Annotated in this window: 24 protein-coding genes and 1 riboswitch; of the genes, 13 read left to right on the top strand and 11 right to left on the bottom strand. The window is 71.4% G+C overall.

Features of this window, described 5'->3' with window-relative positions; translation table 11 throughout:
• Position 1 precedes the first annotated feature (1 nt).
• Together BC793_RS34425 and BC793_RS34420 are read left to right on the top strand one after the other, a co-directional pair.
• The gene (locus BC793_RS34425) at positions 2 to 1,219 is read left to right on the top strand and encodes an FAD-dependent oxidoreductase (RefSeq protein ID WP_158319445.1); all 1,218 of its coding nucleotides are present in this window, start codon (positions 2 to 4) and stop codon (positions 1,217 to 1,219) included.
• Entirely contained in the window at positions 1,216 to 1,680 is a 465-nt protein-coding gene (locus tag BC793_RS34420) for a MarR family winged helix-turn-helix transcriptional regulator (RefSeq protein ID WP_158319444.1), read from the top strand. The genes BC793_RS34425 and BC793_RS34420 overlap by 4 nt, the downstream gene beginning before the upstream one ends.
• An 80-nt stretch (positions 1,681 to 1,760) precedes the next feature.
• Here BC793_RS34420 and BC793_RS34415 read toward each other — a convergent pair whose 3' ends face one another.
• A complete protein-coding gene (locus tag BC793_RS34415) occupies positions 1,761 to 2,345 on the bottom strand; it encodes a class I SAM-dependent methyltransferase (RefSeq protein WP_109600186.1) in 585 nt (194 codons plus the stop codon).
• 51 nt (positions 2,346 to 2,396) lie between these two features.
• Between BC793_RS34415 and BC793_RS34410 the strand changes: the two genes are divergently transcribed.
• A complete protein-coding gene (locus BC793_RS34410; RefSeq protein ID WP_239170440.1) occupies positions 2,397 to 3,224 on the top strand; it encodes a helix-turn-helix transcriptional regulator in 828 nt (275 codons plus the stop codon).
• On the opposite strand, the gene BC793_RS34405 is transcribed toward BC793_RS34410, so the two are convergent.
• The 4 genes from BC793_RS34405 to BC793_RS52465 form a co-directional block, all read right to left on the bottom strand.
• Positions 3,199 to 3,975 (bottom strand): SDR family oxidoreductase, encoded by a 777-nt coding sequence (locus tag BC793_RS34405; RefSeq protein WP_109600295.1) that lies wholly within the window; start codon positions 3,973 to 3,975, stop codon positions 3,199 to 3,201. The two genes, BC793_RS34410 and BC793_RS34405, sit on opposite strands and share 26 nt — an antisense overlap.
• Positions 3,975 to 4,544, bottom strand: coding sequence for a TIGR03086 family metal-binding protein (locus tag BC793_RS34400; RefSeq protein WP_109600184.1), 570 nt, complete (start codon positions 4,542 to 4,544; stop codon positions 3,975 to 3,977). The genes BC793_RS34405 and BC793_RS34400 overlap by 1 nt, the downstream gene beginning before the upstream one ends.
• Positions 4,545 to 4,609: 65 nt before the next feature.
• Entirely contained in the window at positions 4,610 to 5,098 is a 489-nt protein-coding gene (locus tag BC793_RS34395; RefSeq protein ID WP_109600182.1) for a suppressor of fused domain protein, read from the bottom strand.
• On the bottom strand, positions 5,095 to 6,276 hold the full coding sequence (locus tag BC793_RS52465; protein ID WP_275416272.1) for a S8 family serine peptidase: 1,182 nt from the start codon (positions 6,274 to 6,276) through the stop codon (positions 5,095 to 5,097). The genes BC793_RS34395 and BC793_RS52465 overlap by 4 nt, the downstream gene beginning before the upstream one ends.
• 109 nt (positions 6,277 to 6,385) lie before the next feature.
• A riboswitch (cobalamin riboswitch) is annotated at positions 6,386 to 6,461 on the top strand.
• A 59-nt stretch (positions 6,462 to 6,520) separates the two neighbouring features.
• Here BC793_RS52465 and BC793_RS34385 point away from each other — a divergent pair.
• Genes BC793_RS34385 through BC793_RS34375 form a run of 3 tightly spaced genes read left to right on the top strand, consistent with a single transcriptional unit; the run spans position 6,521 to position 8,012 of the window.
• On the top strand, positions 6,521 to 6,715 hold the full coding sequence (locus BC793_RS34385; protein WP_109600178.1) for a CbtB domain-containing protein: 195 nt from the start codon (positions 6,521 to 6,523) through the stop codon (positions 6,713 to 6,715).
• A complete protein-coding gene (locus BC793_RS34380) occupies positions 6,706 to 7,458 on the top strand; it encodes a CbtA family protein (RefSeq protein WP_109600176.1) in 753 nt (250 codons plus the stop codon). Before BC793_RS34385 ends, BC793_RS34380 begins: the two co-directional genes overlap by 10 nt.
• A complete protein-coding gene (locus BC793_RS34375) occupies positions 7,455 to 8,012 on the top strand; it encodes a histidine phosphatase family protein (RefSeq protein ID WP_203896456.1) in 558 nt (185 codons plus the stop codon). The genes BC793_RS34380 and BC793_RS34375 overlap by 4 nt, the downstream gene beginning before the upstream one ends.
• Here the strand turns inward: BC793_RS34375 and BC793_RS34370 are convergent.
• Positions 8,003 to 8,548 (bottom strand): chloramphenicol phosphotransferase CPT family protein, encoded by a 546-nt coding sequence (locus BC793_RS34370; protein ID WP_170167309.1) that lies wholly within the window; start codon positions 8,546 to 8,548, stop codon positions 8,003 to 8,005. The two genes, BC793_RS34375 and BC793_RS34370, sit on opposite strands and share 10 nt — an antisense overlap.
• A 44-nt stretch (positions 8,549 to 8,592) precedes the next feature.
• Between BC793_RS34370 and BC793_RS34365 the strand changes: the two genes are divergently transcribed.
• Entirely contained in the window at positions 8,593 to 9,006 is a 414-nt protein-coding gene (locus tag BC793_RS34365) for a GNAT family N-acetyltransferase (protein ID WP_109600174.1), read from the top strand.
• A gap of 152 nt (positions 9,007 to 9,158) precedes the next feature.
• Positions 9,159 to 9,467: a hypothetical protein gene (locus BC793_RS34360; RefSeq protein WP_109600172.1), complete on the top strand. Its 309-nt coding sequence runs from the start codon at positions 9,159 to 9,161 to the stop codon at positions 9,465 to 9,467.
• Positions 9,468 to 9,571: 104 nt separating this feature from the next.
• Here BC793_RS34360 and BC793_RS34355 read toward each other — a convergent pair whose 3' ends face one another.
• Complete coding sequence (locus tag BC793_RS34355) at positions 9,572 to 10,636, bottom strand: aldo/keto reductase (RefSeq protein ID WP_109600170.1); 1,065 nt, start codon at positions 10,634 to 10,636, stop codon at positions 9,572 to 9,574.
• 48 nt (positions 10,637 to 10,684) lie between these two features.
• Entirely contained in the window at positions 10,685 to 11,410 is a 726-nt protein-coding gene (locus tag BC793_RS34350) for an SDR family oxidoreductase (RefSeq protein WP_109600168.1), read from the bottom strand.
• 142 nt (positions 11,411 to 11,552) lie between these two features.
• Between BC793_RS34350 and BC793_RS34345 the strand changes: the two genes are divergently transcribed.
• Positions 11,553 to 12,128: a TetR/AcrR family transcriptional regulator gene (locus BC793_RS34345; RefSeq protein WP_109600166.1), complete on the top strand. Its 576-nt coding sequence runs from the start codon at positions 11,553 to 11,555 to the stop codon at positions 12,126 to 12,128.
• A 180-nt stretch (positions 12,129 to 12,308) separates the two neighbouring features.
• Here the strand turns inward: BC793_RS34345 and BC793_RS34340 are convergent, their stop codons facing one another.
• Positions 12,309 to 13,331, bottom strand: a complete 1,023-nt coding sequence (locus tag BC793_RS34340) for a nitroreductase/quinone reductase family protein (protein WP_239170439.1) — start codon at positions 13,329 to 13,331, stop codon at positions 12,309 to 12,311.
• A gap of 443 nt (positions 13,332 to 13,774) precedes the next feature.
• Here BC793_RS34340 and BC793_RS34335 point away from each other — a divergent pair, with 443 nt between their 5' ends.
• Both BC793_RS34335 and BC793_RS34330 read left to right on the top strand, forming a co-directional pair.
• Positions 13,775 to 14,020 carry a hypothetical protein gene (locus tag BC793_RS34335; protein WP_146246576.1) on the top strand — a complete coding sequence of 82 codons (246 nt, stop codon included), beginning with the start codon at positions 13,775 to 13,777 and terminating at the stop codon, positions 14,018 to 14,020.
• A gap of 130 nt (positions 14,021 to 14,150) precedes the next feature.
• Positions 14,151 to 14,366, top strand: a complete 216-nt coding sequence (locus BC793_RS34330; protein ID WP_109600162.1) for a hypothetical protein — start codon at positions 14,151 to 14,153, stop codon at positions 14,364 to 14,366.
• A 212-nt stretch (positions 14,367 to 14,578) separates the two neighbouring features.
• Here the strand turns inward: BC793_RS34330 and BC793_RS34325 are convergent, their stop codons facing one another.
• Positions 14,579 to 15,448, bottom strand: a complete 870-nt coding sequence (locus BC793_RS34325) for a DUF1963 domain-containing protein (RefSeq protein ID WP_109600160.1) — start codon at positions 15,446 to 15,448, stop codon at positions 14,579 to 14,581.
• A gap of 421 nt (positions 15,449 to 15,869) precedes the next feature.
• Entirely contained in the window at positions 15,870 to 16,367 is a 498-nt protein-coding gene (locus tag BC793_RS34320; protein WP_146246575.1) for a hypothetical protein, read from the bottom strand.
• Positions 16,368 to 16,497: 130 nt separating this feature from the next.
• Here BC793_RS34320 and BC793_RS34315 point away from each other — a divergent pair, with 130 nt between their 5' ends.
• On the top strand, positions 16,498 to 16,956 hold the full coding sequence (locus BC793_RS34315; RefSeq protein ID WP_109600156.1) for an NUDIX hydrolase: 459 nt from the start codon (positions 16,498 to 16,500) through the stop codon (positions 16,954 to 16,956).
• A gap of 192 nt (positions 16,957 to 17,148) precedes the next feature.
• Positions 17,149 to 17,562 carry a hypothetical protein gene (locus BC793_RS34310; RefSeq protein WP_146246574.1) on the top strand — a complete coding sequence of 138 codons (414 nt, stop codon included), beginning with the start codon at positions 17,149 to 17,151 and terminating at the stop codon, positions 17,560 to 17,562.
• Positions 17,563 to 17,578: the final 16 nt, after the last annotated feature.

Here is a 17,578-nt window from a genome sequence, read left to right as displayed (position 1 = left end):
TGTGAGGATCGTCGTCTGTGGCGCCGGGATCGGCGGGCTGGCGCTGGCGCACGCCCTGTCCCGTCATGCGGAGGTCGTCGTGCTCGAGCGGGACGCGACCGCAGCCGACACCGGCGGCTACCGCATCAGCATCAACGACGACGCCTGCCGGGCCCTCGCGACACTGCTGCCCGCTGCGCTGCTGCACGAGATCCGTGCGGTGTCGGACACCGGCACCGCGTTCGAGCAGTTCACGATCGCCGACCCTCGCCTGCGGCCGATCGTCGTCGCTGCCGAGCCGCCCGGCCAGGACCGGATCCTGGCGCACCGTCAGGTGTTGCGGGTGCTGCTCGCCCGCGACATCGCCGCCACCATCAGGTTCGGCTCGACCGTCCGCACGGTGGCACAGGATCGGCACGGCGCAGCCGTCACGCTCACCGACGGATCACAGATCGACGGTGACCTGGTCGTCGCGGCCGACGGCGCCGACTCCGCGGTCGTCGCCTCGCTGCTCGGCCGGTCACCCACCCGCGACCTGGGGATCACCGGAATCGCCGGCTGGGCCCCGCTGGGCGACGCCGAGCCGCCCGGCTACCTCCGGCGAGGCCCGGCCCTGGCGTTCGGGCCGGACGGCACCGCCGTGTTCCTCTCGCTTCATCACCCGCCGCACCCGTCGGCGGCGCACCCCACGATCGCGGGTCTGCTCGGCGAGCCGGCACTCATCTGGGGAACGATCACCAGAAGCTCCCGCCTCACCCTGCCCCGCAACGCCCCGGCCGCAGCGCTGGTACCTCAAGCGGCGGCTCTGCTCGACCGCTGGTCGCCGTGGCTGCGCGAGCGGGTGTCCGGCTCCGAGGCACCCCGTACCGCGGCGTTCCGGTTCCGCGCGGCCGACCCGGACGCACCGATCGCCGGCTGGACGCCCGGCACCGTCACGGCGCTCGGCGACGCGATCCATGCGATGCCGCCCACCGGCGGCCGTGGCGCCTCGACCGCCATCTGCGACGCCGCCGACCTCGCCCGGGCCCTCGACGACCACCGTCGAGGGGCGCCCCTGGCCGAGGTCCTGGCCCGGTATCAACGCCGCCTCGGGCCGCGGGCACGATCGGCGGTACGTGAATCACTCGGTCCCCTGCGCGTCATCAACGCGCTGCGGCATCGACCGGCCCAACTCCTGGCCCGCCCCCTGATCGACGCCGCGGGCGCATGCGGCGCGTGGCGCTATGCCGACCAGCGATGACCGCCGCTGCCCGGTCCGCCGGCGACCCCGGCCTCACGCTGCTGCTGTGGGAACTGCACCAGACGGCCCGCGTCGCCGCCCGGCATGTCGACCGGGCCGTCGAGGCCGCCGGCATCAGCACACCCGAGTTCGGGGTGCTGGCGTGCGTCAACGACGAGCCCGGCATCACGCGGGCGGACATCGCCCGGCAACTTCACCTGCGGCCGCAGGCCCTCACCGCCACCGTCGACAAGCTGCAACAACGAGGACTCATCGACGGAACCGCCAGCGGCCGCGGCCGCCCGTCCCGGCTGACGGTCACCGACGCCGGCCGCGATGCCCTCGACGGCGTCTGGCCCGCGATCGTCGCGCTGAACGCACCCGGCAACCTCGGCATGACCGAACAGGAGGCGCTGGCCCTCGCGACCCGGCTCGCCCGGCTACGCCGCCTCCTGACCGAACGCGAAGCAGATCCCCTCTGACTCACCGACGGTCGACCGATCAGGGCCGGACGTCGCCGCGTTCGTGTCCTGCCGGTTCCTCCCGAGGCCGGGTGCCGGTTTCAGCGGTCGGCGCGCACGATCACATACCGCATCCGGTGCAGGCGCCCGCGGCCGGTCTCGGTGGCGTCACGCAAACCCGCGGCGGCCAGCGTGCCGGCGCCGAATCCGTCGCCGGTGAAGTCGAGCATGTGCAGCCGGCCGCCGGGCGCCAGCACCCGCCGCACCTCGGCCAGAGCCCGGCCGCGCCCGGGTTCGTCGAGGTGGTGCAGCATCAACGACGACAGGACCACGTCGACGCCGCCGTCGGGTAGCGGCAGATCGGCGGCGAACGCGTACTCGTAACGGATCGCCAGAGCGCCGCGGGCGGCTTTACGTCGGGCACGCCGCAGCGCCGCCCGGTCCGGGTCGATGCCCACCGCGTCGATGCCGGGCGTACGCCGTGCCAGCGCCGTGAGCAGGTTGCCGGTACCGCAGCCGATCTCCAGGACCCGCTGCCCGGCCCGGACCGCGGCGGCGTCGAGGAGTTCCCGGTGCAGCCGGCCCGCACCGAGCAGCCGGCTGAGCGGGTCGTAGAGCGGCATCAGCCAGTGCCGGCCCATCCCGGGCAGATAGTCACCGTCGGGGGTATGACGAAGTTTGGTCATGTCTCTAGCATCAGCCCCATGCCGACCGGCCCCTATGGTGAATCCTCGGCCATGATGCGACGATCCTCGGTTCCGCTGGTGGGGTTCCCCCGGCAGCCGGGCCACCCGTCGATCGCGGTGGCCCGGCTGCCCGGCCATCCGGTTCACGGCGGCAGCCACGCCCACGACTTCCTGGTGCTGTTCTACGCACACCGGGCACAGGTGACCGTGACCATCGACGACCGCCCGTGGACGGTGTCCGACGGTGACCTGTTCGTGCTGGCACCGGGACAGGTGGTGGCGGTCGAGGCGAGACCGGTCGACGGGTGGGTGGTGTGGTTCCCGGCCGACGTGGTCCGGTCGGCGTCGGTGTCGTGGCGCTCGCATCCGCTGCTGTTCCCGTTCGCCAGTGGCGCCGACCGGGCGCAGCGGCTGCACGTCCCGGCCGCGGACCGCGACGACTGGCTGCGCCGCTTCGCCGACCTCGACGCCGAACTGTCGGCCCGCCGCGACGGCTATCCCCAGGCCGCGCTGGCCCACGTGACGTTGCTGCTGGTGGCGGCGGGCCGCCTGTCGGCCCGCTCCCCCGACGAGCCGCTGCTCGCCGCGGTCCTCGACGTCATCGAGGACCGGTTCCGTGGCGTGTTGTCGCTGGCCGATGTCGCCGCCGCGGTCGCGTTGACACCGGGTCACCTGACCACTGTGGTACGCCGCCGGACCGGCCGGACGGTGCAGCAGTGGATCACCCAACGGCGTCTGCAGGAGGCGTGCCGGTTGCTGTCGGACACCGACCTGCCGGTCGCGACGGTGGCCCGCCGCTGCGGCTATCCCGACGCCTCCTACTTCATCAAACGGTTCCGCAGCGAGTACGGCCTCACCCCCGCCCGCTGGCGGGGCTGAGGAAGCTCCGCGCGCCGCGCAACACCACGTTCAGCACCGCCTGGGTGGCGGTACTGTCCAGGCGCACGTCGGCGGCGCCGGTCAACCCGGCACCCGCCCGGGTCCCGGCCGTCACCGTCGAGACGTCCAGCCCGTCGCGGCCGGCGATCAACCGCGCCAGCTCGTAGCGGCTCACCGCGTCGGCGCCGGCCACATGGTGCACCCCGGCCCGGCCGGACACCGCGAGTTCCAGCAACGCGGCGGCCAGATCACTGACGTGGACGGGGCAGCGGACGTCGTCGGTGAAGAACACCCCTCCGGCGTGGACGCGGGCGACGATCACCGTCTGCGGGCCGCCGACGATCAGCGACGTACGCGCGATCACCGCACCCGGATCCACCGCCCGCACCGCCGTCTCGGCGGCCGCCTTCGCCGCCCCGTACATCGTCGCCGGGACCGGCGGACAGCTCTCGTCGTAGCGGCCGGACGCCCCGGAGAACACCGCATCGCTGGACACGTGCACCAGCCTGGCCCCGGACGACACGGCAGCCAGCGCCACATGCGCGGCCCCGTCCGCGGTGACCGCCCAGTCGTCCTGCCGGTACGCCGCGTTGACGATCACATCCGGGCGCACCCGCCGTACCAGCGACCGGACCTGGACCGGATCGCGCAGGTCCGCGTCGCGGCTGCCCGCCGCCATGACGTGCGGACCACCGCGGCGGGCCAGTTCCCGGCCCAGCCCACCGGTTCCCCCGAGGATCAGCAGCCGCATCAGACCGGCCGCCACAGCGGATCCCGGCCGGTGCGCGCCAGCAGCCGCCCCAACCGGCCGGTACCGGCGGCGACCGTGATCTCCGGGCCGAACGCGCCCATCGTGCGGCCCATGTCGCCCATGGTGTCCAGGAACTCGGCCGCCGCCGCCAGCAGCGCCTCGTCGACCTGATACGGCTGCCCGGTCGCCTGCGCCAGGTCCCAGCCGTGCACGACCATGTCGACGACCATCATCAGCCCCAGGGTCCGCTGCGGCAGCCCCATCCCCGGGGAGACCCCGTCGAGGACCTGCGGATCCGACCACGCCGCGATCATGGTGCGGGCGTCACCGGCGAACGTCTGCCGCCAGTCGCCGGTGACCGCGTCCGGGGTGACACTCCAGTCGACCTGTTCGCGGCCGGCGAGCAGCCGGAAATTGCGGGTCACCTGGAACAGGTGGTTGAGCAGATCCCGGACCTGGAATGCGGCGCACGGCGTGGCCTGCGGCAGCTGCTCGTCACGGACCCCGGCGACCAGGCCGGTGACCGGCGGCACCGCGCGTTCGAGGAGGTCACTGATCTCGGTGGACATCCGTCCACCCTAGGGACCCGGCCCCGTCGTAGGCCAGCACCGTCGCCGCACGGGTGACCCCCGGTTCAGGCCCGCGACACGTCGGTCACCAGCAGCGGATCATCGCTGTCGACCTCACCGGCCAGCGCCTCCGCGGCCGTCACCCCGACCAGTTGCAGGAACCGGTCACCCAGTTCCGGGTCACCGGCCAGGATCACCACGCTCAGCCCGGTCGGCGGACCGTCGGTGTGCGGATACCCGGTGATCGGCGCCCCCAGATCGGCCCACTGCCCCTCCTCGAACGGCTCCACCGCGGCGACCGCCAACCCGGCGACCTGATTGAGCAACAGGAACGGCCACTGTGGCGGCTGCTGCTCCGCGCCGCGCGCCACCCGGACGGTCAACTCGAACCCGTGTCGTTCACCCAGCCCGTACGACACGAAATGCCAGTGCCCGTGCGCCGGATACGCCGACGCCGCCGACAACGCGAACCCCTCAGCCGGATAGGTCACGTGCCACGGCTGCGCCCGGGGGTAGAGGCGGCTCAGGGCGTCGGTGACGGTGTCCCACATCATCCCGGCATTTGATCATGACCAGGGGTGTCGTGGGCAGCCCGCCAGCCCCGCCTGCGGCCCCGCGCCGCCACCGCGGCCACCAGACCCGCCACCACCGCCAGCCCGGCACCACCGGCGGCGAACACCCCGGCCCGCTCCCACGCCGGCCCCCGCCCGGCCACCGCCACCGGCACCGCCGACACCGCCGGTGCCGCGGCCACCACCGGCCCCGCCTCCTCCGTCAACGCCCGATACGGATTCAACAGACCCGCCCCGTACCGGGCACTGCGGACCCCACCGGGCGCCGGATCCGCCGACCGCAGCAACCGGGCCACGATCTGCGCACCACTGTCGGCCGGGAACCGCTCCCGCAGCAGCGCCGCCGTCGCCGACACGAACGGCGCCGCGAAACTGGTCCCCTGCACCGCCCGGTGCCCCCGCACCGGCGCCAGCGCGGTCACCTGATCACCGAACGCCGCGATGTCCACATGCGGGCCCGGCTGCGAATAGTCGGCCAGCACCCCGTCCGGCGTGACCGCACCCACCCCGACCACCCCCGGGAACCCGGCCGGATACGCCACTCCCGCCTCGGCGCCGCCGTTACCGGCCGCCGCGACCACGACCACCCCCGAACGCACCGCCGCCGCCACCGCGTCGCGCACCGCCGGATCCGGATCCGGCATCACCAGCGAGATGTTGATCACGTCGGCGTTCGCCGGCCCCGCCGCCCACGTGATCGCGGCCGCGAACGCATCGGCACTCGACCGCGACCGCGTCTGCTGCCGGCCGTCGGCATCGGTGTCCTCACTGACCCGCACCGGGATGATCGTCGCCCCCGGCGCCAAGCCCTGCACCCCACCCACCCCGGCCGGGCGGCCCGCGATGATCCCGGCGACCGCCGTACCGTGCCCCACACAGTCACGCCGGCCGTCCGCAGCACCGTGCAACAGATCCCGGCCCGCCGCCACCTGACCCTTGAGCTGCGGATTACGCACATCCACCCCGGAGTCGATCACCGCCACCCGCACCCCGACACCGGTCGCCAGACCCGCCAGCCGCGCCGGCGCATACGCCCGCAGCTCGGCCGGCACACCCGAGGCCGCAGCACCCGCACCCAGACACGGCGCCGCCACCGCCGCACCCACCGGCGCCACCGCCCCGGCCAGCACACCCACCACGACCGCCGCGAACACCCGCACCGAACACCACCCCCGCACCACAGTGACCGGCGTGGATGCTACCGGTGCCCGGTTGTGCCACCGGTACCCCGGCCGTTAGGTTGAGAACAGCCAATCTGCGGTGTGTGAGGGAAACCGGTGAGAGTCCGGTGCGGTCGCGCCACTGTGAACGGGCCCCCAGCCAGGGGGCCGGTGAGTCAGGACGCTCACGTGCCGCAGGCCCCATCGATCGGGACGCGTCATCCCGTAGGAGGAACACTCCACCATGCCCAAGGCACAGACCCTCACCACGCCCGCGGTCTCCGGCAAGCTCCTCGCCACCGCCGCCGGCTTCACCGGCCTCATGCTCCTGCTGGCCTACCTCGTCGCCTTCGACCAGGGCGCCCTCTCCCAGAGCGGCATGTACCTGCACGAACTCATGCACGACGGCCGTCACCTGCTCGGTGTCCCGTGCCACTGAACCACCGGCCCGGCTACATCCAGCTCCTGCTCCGCGGCCTGCTGGCCGGCCTCGCCGCCGGCCTGCTCGCCGGCGGCTTCGCCTACCTGGTCGGTGAACCGCACATCAACGCGGCCATCGCCATCGAAGAGGCCGCGGCACCCGCCGGCGAGACCACCGACGACCCACTCGTCGACCGTGACGTGCAGAGCACCGCCGGCCTGCTGCTGGCCACCGCCCTCATGGGCGTCGCGTTCGGCGGCATCCTCGCCACCGCCTACACCGTCCTGCGCCGCCACCTGCGTACCGGCAGCGACACCCAGGCCGCGTTCGGGCTCGCCGGCGCCGCCCTGACCGGCATCGTGCTGGTGCCGTTCCTGAAATACCCACCGAACCCACCGGCCGTCGGCAACCCCGACACCATCGACCAGCGCACGTACGCCTGGCTGGCCGTCGTCGTCCTGGGCCTGGTCGCGGTCTGGGCCGGTGTCCTCGCCGCCCGCACCCAGTCACACCAGTGGCGCCGCGCCGCCGCCGGCACCGCCGCGTTCCTGATCGTCGTCACGATCGCCTACACGCTGCTGCCGACGTTCCGGGAAGTCCCCGCCGACTTCCCGGCCACCCTGCTGTGGGACTTCCGGATCTCGTCACTGGGCACCCAGACCGTCCTGTGGACCGCCCTGGGCCTGACCTTCGCCGGCCTGCTCAGCCGCCTCACCACCGGCCACCGGCAGACCGCCACGGAGCCCGTCACCACCGCGTGAACGCGCTACGGCTGATCGCCGCCGGACACACCCCCGCCCTACGGCGGGCCGTGTTCGGCGGCGACGACCCCCTCGACGAAGCCGGCCGCAACGCCACCCGCGCCCTCCGCGACTCCCCCACCCTCCAGGCCCGCCTGTTCCCCCCCGACGACGGACCATGGCTCGTCGCACCCGGCCACGCCCCCCGGCAGACCGCCGAACTGCTCGGCGCCCCCGGCATCGCCGAAACCCCGGCCCTGGCCGGACCCGACTTCGCCACCTGGACCGGCCGCACCCTCGACCAGGTCGACCCCGACGGCCTGCAACAATTCCTCACCGACCCGGCAGCCGCACCCCACGGCGGCGAATCCCTGCTCACCGCCGGCGCCCGGCTCGCCGCATGGCTGCAACGACAGACCACCACCAGGGGTACGGCCATCGCCCACCCCCTCGTCATCCGCCTCATCGCCGCCGCCGCCCTGGACCTGCCACCCGGCAACGCCCACCGCCTCGCCATCGCCCCACTGACGGTCACCCGCCTGACCCACCACCACGGGTGGACCCTTCACCTCTGACGCAACCGCTCGAACGCCTTCGGCACCGCCACCGTGTCCAGCGCCGCCACGACCTGCCGCGCACCATCCAGCGCACCGGTCCGCGTCGTATCGATCACGATGTCCCGGTCACCGTGCTCGTAGACGAGCGTCTGCGACACCGCCAGCCCCACCGGCCGGTCACCGCGCGCCCGTTCCCGCCGCGCCAGCTCCCGCGGCGAACACCGCACCTCGACCAGCGTCACATCGAACCCGCGCAGGACGTCGAGCAGGTCCGCCAGCCGCCACGCCTCGCTCAGCGGATAGTCCATGATCACGTCATTGCCGGCCGACGCCAGCCCCGCCACCGCCCGGTGATAGCCCCGCCGCGTCCGCGTCAGCATCGCCGCGATCCCCGCATCGTCGAGAACCCGCGTGTGCACCGTCGACCGCATCGCCCCGAGATCATCCACCGGGAACAGGAACCACGGATCGGCCAGCAACCCCAACATCGCCCGCCCCACACTGCTCTTACCCGAACTCGACGCCCCGTTGAGCACAATGATCCGACCCGGCACCACCCGACCGTACAAGTCGCCCACCCCACCCTTACCCTCGGACCATGCTCGACCACCTCGACGCGGCCGCCCGCCTCTACGTCGACACGTTCACCCGGCCGCCGTGGAACGAGACCTGGCACCTGCCCGACGCCACCCGCCGCCTGCACGACATGCTCACCACACCCCGCGCCCACGCCGCCCACGCCACCGCCCCCGACGGCACCCTCACCGGCTTCGCCATCGGCCACCTCGAACGCTACGGATCCGCCGACCACTTCCTGCTCCAGGAGATGTGCGTCAGCACCGAACACCAGCGCCAGGGCATCGGCACCCGCCTGCTCGCCGACCTCACCGCCCAGATGCCGACCGTCACCCACTGGTACCTGCTGACCGGCCGCGACACCCCCGCCGCCGCCTTCTACCAGGCCAACGGCTTCCGCCCCGCCCGGCTCAGCACCGTCTACGTCCGGCCCTGACACCCCCGCCCGAACAGCGCCGGCCTCCACCCGCACGGCCCGACCACCACCACCGGCCGGCCCACACCACCCCGAAACCGGCCCCGCAGCCGTCACGCAGGGCCACCCTTCTCGATGGCACCGCATTTCCGCCGACCATCAGGAGGTCTCCCATGCACAGAACCGCCATCGTGACCGGACTCGCCGCGGCCGCCTTGCTGCTCACACCGGCGGCCGCCCTGGCCGCCGACCCGCCGCCGGACCTGACCATCGCGCCATACCGGCCGTCGAACCGGGTCGTCACGCACTACGAGCCCGCGCCGAAGTGGGACCAGCAGATCCTGCCGCAACAACTGCTGCCACCACGGCCCAGGCCCTGGCCGTGCGTCTGTCCCGACCCGCTCGGCCCGCTCCTCGACCCCGTCTATCCGCAGATCGCCGACCAGGGCCTTGAGCAACATCGCCACGCAAACCGGCGCTAGCGGTGATCTTGGGGTTGAGTGCCTGAGCGTCGGTGCGGGCGGCAGCCGACTCTTTCGAAGCACGGCCGGCGCCAGGGGCACCTCCCCTGCCGCCGGCCGTGTCGTCACGCGCGTGCCTGGATCTTCAGGTCGCCGCGGGTCTGGACGCGGATGTGGTCGCTGGCCAGCATGGCGTGGGGGAAGCCGAGGTCGATCGCGCTGACCGCGTTCAGCCGGGCCACCTGCCCCGCAGTGAGGTCGACCTCCAGAGCTCCGAGGTTCTCCCGCAACTGGCCGACGGTCCGGGCACCGAGGACCGGCGCGGTGACGTCCGGATTCTGCAGGGTCCAGGCCAGCCCGACCTGAGCCGGGGTGCGGTCCAGTTCGGTGGCGATCTCCTTGACCACGTCCACGATGGCGAGGCTGCGCTCGGTCACACCACCGAGGGCCACGTTGAAGCTCTTGCGAGCGCTTTCACCGTCGGCCGGCGACGACGCGGTGAGGTCCGCACGGCTGTACTTGCCGGTCAGGACCCCTCCCGCCAGCGGCGACCACAGGACGGTTCCCAGTCCCAGCTCCCGGGCCATCGGGAGCAGGTCACGTTCCCCGGTGCGTTCGATCAGGTTGTACTCCAGCTGCAGCGCCACCAGTGGTGCCCAGCCGCGCAGGTCGGCGATGGTCTGCAGGCGTGCGATCTGCCAGGCCGGGGTGTTGGAGATGGCCACGTACAGGACCTTGCCCTGTCGCACGAGATCGTCGAGACCGCGGAGGATCTCCTCCACCGGAGTGGTGGAGTCCCACACGTGCAGGTAGAGCAGGTCGATGTAGTCGGTACCCAGCTGTCGCAGGCTGGTCTCGACCGCACCGAAGAGGCTCTTGCGGCTCGCACCGCCGGAGTTGGGATCGTCCGGGCGGCGCAGGGTCGTGTACTTCGTGGCCAGCACCAGACTGTCGCGCCGGTCCTGGGCGAACTCGCCCAGCATGCGTTCGGAGGTGCCGTTGGTGTAGGTGACGGCGGTGTCGATGAAGTTCCCACCACGTTCGACGTAGAGGTCGAACAACCTGCGCGCTTCGTCCTGCTCAGCGCCCCAGCCCCAGTCGTTGCCGAAGGTCGCGGCGCCCAGGGCGAGCGGTGAGACCCGCAGGCCGGAACGCCCGAGCTGGCGGTAGGTGTCGAGGGTGAGGGTCACGGGGTTCTCCTGGAGTTCGAGGGGTTACGTGGTCGGCGGTGCGGTACTTCAGGCACCGAGCCCGTAGCCACCGGCGACGGCGACGTCCTGACCGGTGACGTAACCGGCGGCGTCGGAGGCGAGGAAGGCGACGACTTCCGCGACCTCACGGCTGGATCCGAAGCGCTGGAACGGGATGGTCGCGCGCAAGGCGTCCCGTCCGGCGGGGCCGACGCCGAGCTTGTCGAACAGCGAGGTGTCGGTGGCTCCGGGACTCACGGCATTGACGCGGATCCGGCGCGGTGCCAGTTCGAGGGCGAGGGAGGGCAGCATCGCGAGCAGGGCACCGCGCGTGGCGGCGCCCACCGTGGCGCCGGGAGTGCCACGGCGGGCCCCGACGCCGACGGTGAGCACGATCGACCCGCCGTCGTTCAGCAGCGGCAGGGCCTTCTGCAGGGTGAAGTACTGGCCTTTGAAGTTGACGGCGACGTGGTCGTCGAACGACTCCTCGCTCACGTCGCCCACGGGCGCGGGGCGGAAGACCCCGGCGTTGAGGAAGAGCAGGTCGAGGCGGCCAAGGCGTTGCGAGACGGTCTCCACGAGAGCGTCGGTGTCGGCGGTCACCCGCGCGTCGGCCCGCACGATGACGACGTCGTCGGGCAGTTCGCGCCGCGCGGCGGCGAGGGAGTCGGGGTTCTGGCCGGTGAGGGCAACGTGGTAGCCCCGGGCGTGCAGGAGTTCGGCAGTGGCGCGGCCGATGCCGGTGGTGCCGCCGGTGATGAGCGCTGTGGGCATGAAGACCTCTTGCGAATGGGTGAGTGGAGTGTCGCAGGCAACCGGGGACCTCCCCGGTTACCCCACCGTACACTGAAGCGGGGAGGTCCCCGAATCGCCCCGCCCGAACCCCGATCGCCGACACCGAAGGCCACCGCACCTCATGCCACCTTCACCGGCACTACCACCAGCCACCCTGCGTGCCGACGCCCGCCGCAATCGCGAGCACCTGATCGCCACCGCCGCCGAGGTCTTCGCCTCCGGACGCGCCATCTCCCTGGATGCCATCGCCAAACGCGCCGGCGTGGGCAGCGCCACCCTCTACCGGCACTTCCCCACCCGCGAAGACCTGGTCGAAGAGGTCTACCGCGACCAGATCCGGCCGCTACGCGAGGACGCACAAACCCTGCTGGCCACCCGGCAACCCGCAGAGGCCCTGCACGCCTGGATGAGACGCTTCGCGCAATGGGCAGGCGAACGGCGAGGCATCAGCGAGGCCCTCGTCGCCATGAGCGCCACCGGCCGATTCGGAACCGGGCCCGTCTGCGACGAGGTCCAACAAATCCTGCAGACCCTGCTCGACGCCGGTGCCCGCACAGCAGAACTCCGCAGCGACGTCGACCCGGTCGACGTCGGAGGACTCCTCGCCGGCGCACTCTCCGTGGCCGGCGCACCCGAACACTCCGCTCAGCTCGACCGCATGCTCACCATCGTGGTCGACGGGCTGAGGCCGCGCTAGACGCATCCCCGCCGTACTCGTCCCGGGCCGTCGCGCGACTGAGCCAGCATCGCGCTTCAAACACGGCGCCCGCCCCGCCGCCATCACCTGGACATACCGCACACCGCAACCCTGACCCTTGCATGGCACGCGGGCACCGGGACCGGGTGCCGTCCGGACGACACCCGGTCCCGCAACGACCTACAGAATCCCGTCCACGACCGCTTCCTCATGATCCAGATGCGCGATCAGCTCACCGGTCAGCTCATCCACCGCGGCCAGCAGATCCGCCCGCGACAGACCCGGATCCCCCAGCACCGACCGCAACCGGCCCAACAACGCCGCCACCGTCCCGTGCTCGGCCCGCAACACCGCCACCGCCGGCGCCAACTCCGGATGCGCATACTCCAGCATCGGAAACAGCCCCTGATCCTCCTTCACATGATGACCGTGCAGATTCGCGCACAACGTCAGGCAGTTCACCCGCAACTGCGCCCCCAGCACCGCCCCCGACGCCACCACCTCGGCCCGGATCAGCTCCAACTCCCGCCGGAACGCACCATGCACCAACCGCAGCACCGCCGCCGGAGACGACGGCCCACCCGGCCCCGACCGCGGCGGCCCCGCCTCCGGAACCGCCTGCAACGCCACCACCGGCAACACCCGCCCGGACTGCCGCTCATAATCGGACCACCCGGGATCCTGCTCCACGGCCCGCCCGAACGCGTCGTCACGCTCCTTGCCCGACAGCACGGTCGCCGCCGCCTCGTACACGAACGGACCGTCCTCGACCTCGGCGAACGGATGCGCCAGCAGATTGTGGAACCACGCCGGACGGCGCGGCGCCCCACCGTTCGAACCGATCACCAGAACCCGGTCCTGATCGGGCAGATAACCCAGCGGAACGGTATGCGGCCGCCCACTTCGGGCCCCGGTCGTCGTCAACAGCAACAACCGGCCACCCTCGAACATCCCACCGACCCGGCCCTGATTGGCCCGGAACTCGGCGATGACAGAAGAGTTGAAATCGTTCAAAATTCTCAGCTTTCGGTAGTCCACACAGAAACCCGCGACCCGGCGCGGGCAGCAGAAGATCAGCCGATCCATCACGGACGGCGTGTGCAGCACGGAAAGACGCACGCGACGGCATGCGCGAAGAGACGAACGATCAGGCGGCGAACGAGCGCGGGCAACAGGCGACCGTGGCGGCCGCCCGGCGATCACGCGTCAGCCGGGTGCCCCACTCGGTAATGGCCCAAGGCCGACCCGGCAGTCACGGACCACACCCTACCGAACCCTGTGTTCGTCGGCGAAGCCGTCCTTCTGTTTTTGTATGGGTGCGGCTTGCCGCACAACCTGTAAACCATCCTAGGATGTACGAACCAGGCTGCCTCGCCGAAAAACGAGACCGTCCCGCCTGATCCCGGCAACGCAGGCGCGGGGGCACGACCGCGAGGCCACCGCCGGGCTGAAGCCGCTGGTCACCCGACTACGGCTTCGCCGCCACCTGGAACCACCTCGCGGCCGGCTACCGCATCCCGGGTCACATCGACACCGATTCCCCGTCGCTGATCCAGGGACTCGACGAACTCGAGATCGCCTGTGCTCTGGTGCTGCCGAGGGCGGTCGCCTTCGCCACCCGGCGACGCCTGCAGAAGCGTGCGGGCATGCGCGTCCCGGCGACGCTGCATCCCTGGGATTCGTACGGTTACCACGCCATCGCCTACTACCCCGATCCGCAGAAGTATCCGGCCGAGCCGCTACCTGTCGTGGTGGGCCGGGTGCTCGACGCGTGCGCCGCGGGGATCGATCCGGCCGGACGATGCCTCGTCTGTGGCGACGAGGATCGGCGACCGCTGAGAGCCTGCCGGAACTGCGGCGTCCTGCCCGGGGGCCGCGGCAGCCCTCTCTGAAGCTCGAGAAACGGCAATCACCACGTGGAAAGCTCTGCTCGGAAGGCCGGCTACTCGCCGCGGTCACCCGGATCGCTGGCCGGGTCACGACCGCGTGGGTCAATACCGATAGCGGATGTCGGCGTAGCCGGTGCCGTCCGGGAACGAGCTGACCAGCGCGGCGATGGTGACCTGCTGCCCCGGCGTCCAGGGGATCTCCTCGTCGGTGGATCCGTTGCCGGCGTTGACCCGGGGCCGGATCAGCCACGTCTACCAGAACTACGTGTGCGCCGAGAACCACGCTGCGGCCAACCGTTGGCTGATCAACGGGCAGGCCGGGTTCAGCGAACGATTCCCGCCCCGGTGACGGTCTCGCCGCCGGGATCGCGGCGCTACGCACGAAGAAGGCCGGCTACCGTCAGCGCGGGAGTGTCCCTATGGTTTCTCGTCAAGCGGCGAGGGTGAACCCGCATCCCGCGCCCGGCGAACTGCGCGACTACCTCAGCGCCAGGCGAGGGCATACACGGGGTGAGCAGACGTGGTTGCCGACGTGGGCCGCTGAGGCGGCGGAGGGTTCGTTCACTCGGCGAACTCGCAGAAGGACAGCGCCTTGTCGAAGCGCCCGGCGGCGAGATCCTCGTGGCGAATCAGGAAGCGCCCCTTGATGTATTCCTCGTTCGGCACGGAGAACTGGGCGAGCGGCACCCACTCGCGCATCACCCGGTGCTCGGCTTCCGCCCAGCGGTAGAGGCGTTCGGGGCCGGGCGGAAGACCTGTCTCGTCATCCTCCGCCAACTGCGTCTCGGGGCTGTTCTGCGCCGAGATGGAATACCCGCCGACGAGGAAGTCCTCGCCGATCCAGGTCTTTTCGCCCGGCCAGAGGCGCTGGACGAGAGCGATGAGTTCGGCGCAGTGCGGCATGTCCCGGGTCAGGTGTTTCTGGAAGTCGGATCGCCCGTCCTCGGCCCCGTCGAGCCAGTCCGGCAGGTTCGCCTCCACCCTGGCGAAGAGGTCGTGTTCCGGGCCGAACAGAGGTTCGTCGTCGAACTCGTCGACCGGCGCTTCGGCAGCCACTGTCTCGGCGTCCGCGGGCACATGCACGACCCGGGCGAGCTTCTGCTCGTCGGCAATGGAACAGGACTCGACCGCCGCCGTGGGTGCCAGGAAGAAGAGCAGCGAGCCGGCCTCCGGGAGGGCGAAGCCGGCAATCCTCGGCAGCGCCGCGCAATCGAGGGAGGCCATGAACGCCAGGGGCGCACCCGGCGATACGGACGGCCACGACATTCCCGCCGGCAGATGAGGCAGCCCGCCGAACTGTCCGGCACGAATGCCGTCAGGCTGCTCGCCTGCGCGGATCCGAAACCGGATGAGGTCGGCGAACCGGGCCGACTCGTCCTCCGGTACCCCCAGTTCGGTCGCTGCCTGCCGGAATTCGTGATGATAGTCCATGACGGGACATAGTGGCAGCCGTCGCGCCGGCCAACCGCTGCAGCCCGCATGCCGACCGAAAGCCCTGTCTCCTCCGGCGCCAACTCCAGAGTCCGATCGAACTCCTCGTCGCTGTCTCCCCACCAGTCACCACGCCCGGCGCTGTCGATGGCGAGGAACTGCTCACCGTTGGTCCACAACCGCCCGACATGAATCCAGTCGTCCCGCATCAAGCCAGTGTCTCGACGAACCCCGATGGAGCCGCGAGGGGCGACCATCCGCATCCCCGTCACCTCTGCGCGCGGGCGGAGCGGAATCGGCCCCGCGCCGTGCAGCAACCGGACCCTGACGCCGAGGCCCTCCGGAAAGCTTCGGCGTCGAGCTCTACGAAACGGCAGACCTCGACGCCGAAGACATCTCCATTGCGAGGGCGGGAGTGTGCTCAGATCCGCCAGGTCGCGGCCAGCGGGATCCGCTTCAGCTCGGCCGATGACAGCACGATGACCTTCTCCGAGTCGAAGTGGAACGCGTCGAACGTGGCCGCGTTCGCGATGCCGTACCTGACCCCGTTGGTGATCAGGAACAGGTTGAACGAGCGCTCCTGCCGCGCCAGGTACGCGTCCTGACTGAAGTAACCGGCCAACGAGATCGCATCGCACCCGTACATCTCGATCTTGATGCTGTCCGCGAACAGCTTCGTCCCGACCGCCGCCGTCGGGATGCCGCGCCGGTAGCCCTCCGGGTCGATGAGGAACGTCGCCGGCCCGCCCTCACACCGGACCCGCTGCCCCTTCAGGTCGGGTCGTGGTTGCGGGGCCGGCGCCTCGACCTTGGCGCCGGCCGGGTCCGGATGCACCGCTCGGGCCGCGGCCGGTCCGGGAACGAGGACGAGAACGGCAGCCGCCGACACTGCCGCGAGTAGACGCGCTGGTGATCGCATGTGACTCTCCTAGAAAGCGGCAAAACGGTCGCTCCACCCCGGATCGAGCCTAACCATCGCCTGTTGACCACCCCACACCTCCCGATCGGCGATCATCCGACCGTGGCACGCCCCGCATAGGGTGCCGCCCATGGCCATTCCGGAATTCGTCGTCGCGCTCCGCGCCAAGATCGGGCACGACCCACTCCCCCTGCCCGGCGTCATCGCCGTCGTCCTCGACGACCACGACCGCGTCCTGCTGGTACGCCGCTCCGACACCGGTGACTGGACCCTGACCACCGGCTGCCTCGAGCCGGGCGAACAACCGGCCGCCGGCGCCATCCGCGAGGTCCGGGAGGAGACCGGCCTCGACGTCACCGTGGAACGCCTGCTCTCCGCCGAAGCACTCGACCTCTCCGTGGCCCCCAACGGCGACCAGATCCACTGGCTCGCGATCGGCCTCCAGTGCCGGGCCACCGGCGGTACCGCCCACGTCAACGACGACGAGTCGACCGACGTGGCCTGGTTCGAGCCGTCGGCCGTACCCCCGTTGCCGCCGCACCAGCAGCGCTGCCTGGATCTTGTGTTGTCGGCGAAGCCGTCCTTCTGATTGAAGGGTGCGGCTTGCCGCACCGCCTAAGGCATCCTAGGAAACTAGTTGAATCGTCGACGGCATCGGGCCGGCTCGCGTCGGCCCGGTGGGGCCTCCCATATGGCGGTCCAGGCGGCGGCCGACTCCCGCGACGACGCGACCGGCCTACCGGGGCCACCCCGCTCGGCGGCGACGACCATGATGGCAGCCATGACGAACGGCGAGACCATGGAGGACCTGATCGGGTACGCACGGGCGCAGGGCGCCGGCGGCTATCCGGTCGACGAGGTGCGGGCGTGTGTGTGCAAGGACTGCGGCGGTCAGGTCTTCGGCCTCCGCGGTGACCTGCCCCAGCAGGCGGTGCGGCGCGACTGCCGCGGTTGTGAGGGCACCCACTTCATCGCCGGCAGTGGCGAACACTTCCAGGACGACAGTGTCGCCCTGATGGGCTGTGACTGCGGCAGCGACGACTTCAACCTGGCCGTCGGCTTCGCCCTGACCCGGCGCCGCGACGCGGTTCGGGCCCTGGCCGTGACGAGCCGGTGCGTGGCCTGCGGCCGGCTCGGCTACTGGGACGACCGGCTGGTCCACGACGGCGGTACGGAGCTGCTCGACCTGGCCTGAACAGCCCCTGGCAAAC

The sequence above is a fragment of the Actinoplanes xinjiangensis genome, from assembly GCF_003148685.1.
Lineage (GTDB): Bacteria > Actinomycetota > Actinomycetes > Mycobacteriales > Micromonosporaceae > Actinoplanes > Actinoplanes xinjiangensis.
This window is presented reverse-complemented; position numbering and strand designations above follow the sequence as displayed.

Coding starts and splice junctions, on each gene's coding strand:
- BC793_RS34420 (WP_158319444.1), top strand. CDS start 1,216: ATGACCGCCGCTGCCCGGTCCGCCGGCGACCCCGGCCTCACGCTGCTG.
- BC793_RS34415 (WP_109600186.1), bottom strand. CDS start 2,345: ATGACCAAACTTCGTCATACCCCCGACGGTGACTATCTGCCCGGGATG.
- BC793_RS34410 (WP_239170440.1), top strand. CDS start 2,397: ATGATGCGACGATCCTCGGTTCCGCTGGTGGGGTTCCCCCGGCAGCCG.
- BC793_RS34405 (WP_109600295.1), bottom strand. CDS start 3,975: ATGCGGCTGCTGATCCTCGGGGGAACCGGTGGGCTGGGCCGGGAACTG.
- BC793_RS34400 (WP_109600184.1), bottom strand. CDS start 4,544: ATGTCCACCGAGATCAGTGACCTCCTCGAACGCGCGGTGCCGCCGGTC.
- BC793_RS34395 (WP_109600182.1), bottom strand. CDS start 5,098: ATGATGTGGGACACCGTCACCGACGCCCTGAGCCGCCTCTACCCCCGG.
- BC793_RS34385 (WP_109600178.1), top strand. CDS start 6,521: ATGCCCAAGGCACAGACCCTCACCACGCCCGCGGTCTCCGGCAAGCTC.
- BC793_RS34365 (WP_109600174.1), top strand. CDS start 8,593: ATGCTCGACCACCTCGACGCGGCCGCCCGCCTCTACGTCGACACGTTC.
- BC793_RS34360 (WP_109600172.1), top strand. CDS start 9,159: ATGCACAGAACCGCCATCGTGACCGGACTCGCCGCGGCCGCCTTGCTG.
- BC793_RS34350 (WP_109600168.1), bottom strand. CDS start 11,410: ATGCCCACAGCGCTCATCACCGGCGGCACCACCGGCATCGGCCGCGCC.
- BC793_RS34345 (WP_109600166.1), top strand. CDS start 11,553: ATGCCACCTTCACCGGCACTACCACCAGCCACCCTGCGTGCCGACGCC.
- BC793_RS34335 (WP_146246576.1), top strand. CDS start 13,775: ATGCGCGTCCCGGCGACGCTGCATCCCTGGGATTCGTACGGTTACCAC.
- BC793_RS34325 (WP_109600160.1), bottom strand. CDS start 15,448: ATGGACTATCATCACGAATTCCGGCAGGCAGCGACCGAACTGGGGGTA.
- BC793_RS34320 (WP_146246575.1), bottom strand. CDS start 16,367: ATGCGATCACCAGCGCGTCTACTCGCGGCAGTGTCGGCGGCTGCCGTT.
- BC793_RS34315 (WP_109600156.1), top strand. CDS start 16,498: ATGGCCATTCCGGAATTCGTCGTCGCGCTCCGCGCCAAGATCGGGCAC.
- BC793_RS34310 (WP_146246574.1), top strand. CDS start 17,149: ATGACGAACGGCGAGACCATGGAGGACCTGATCGGGTACGCACGGGCG.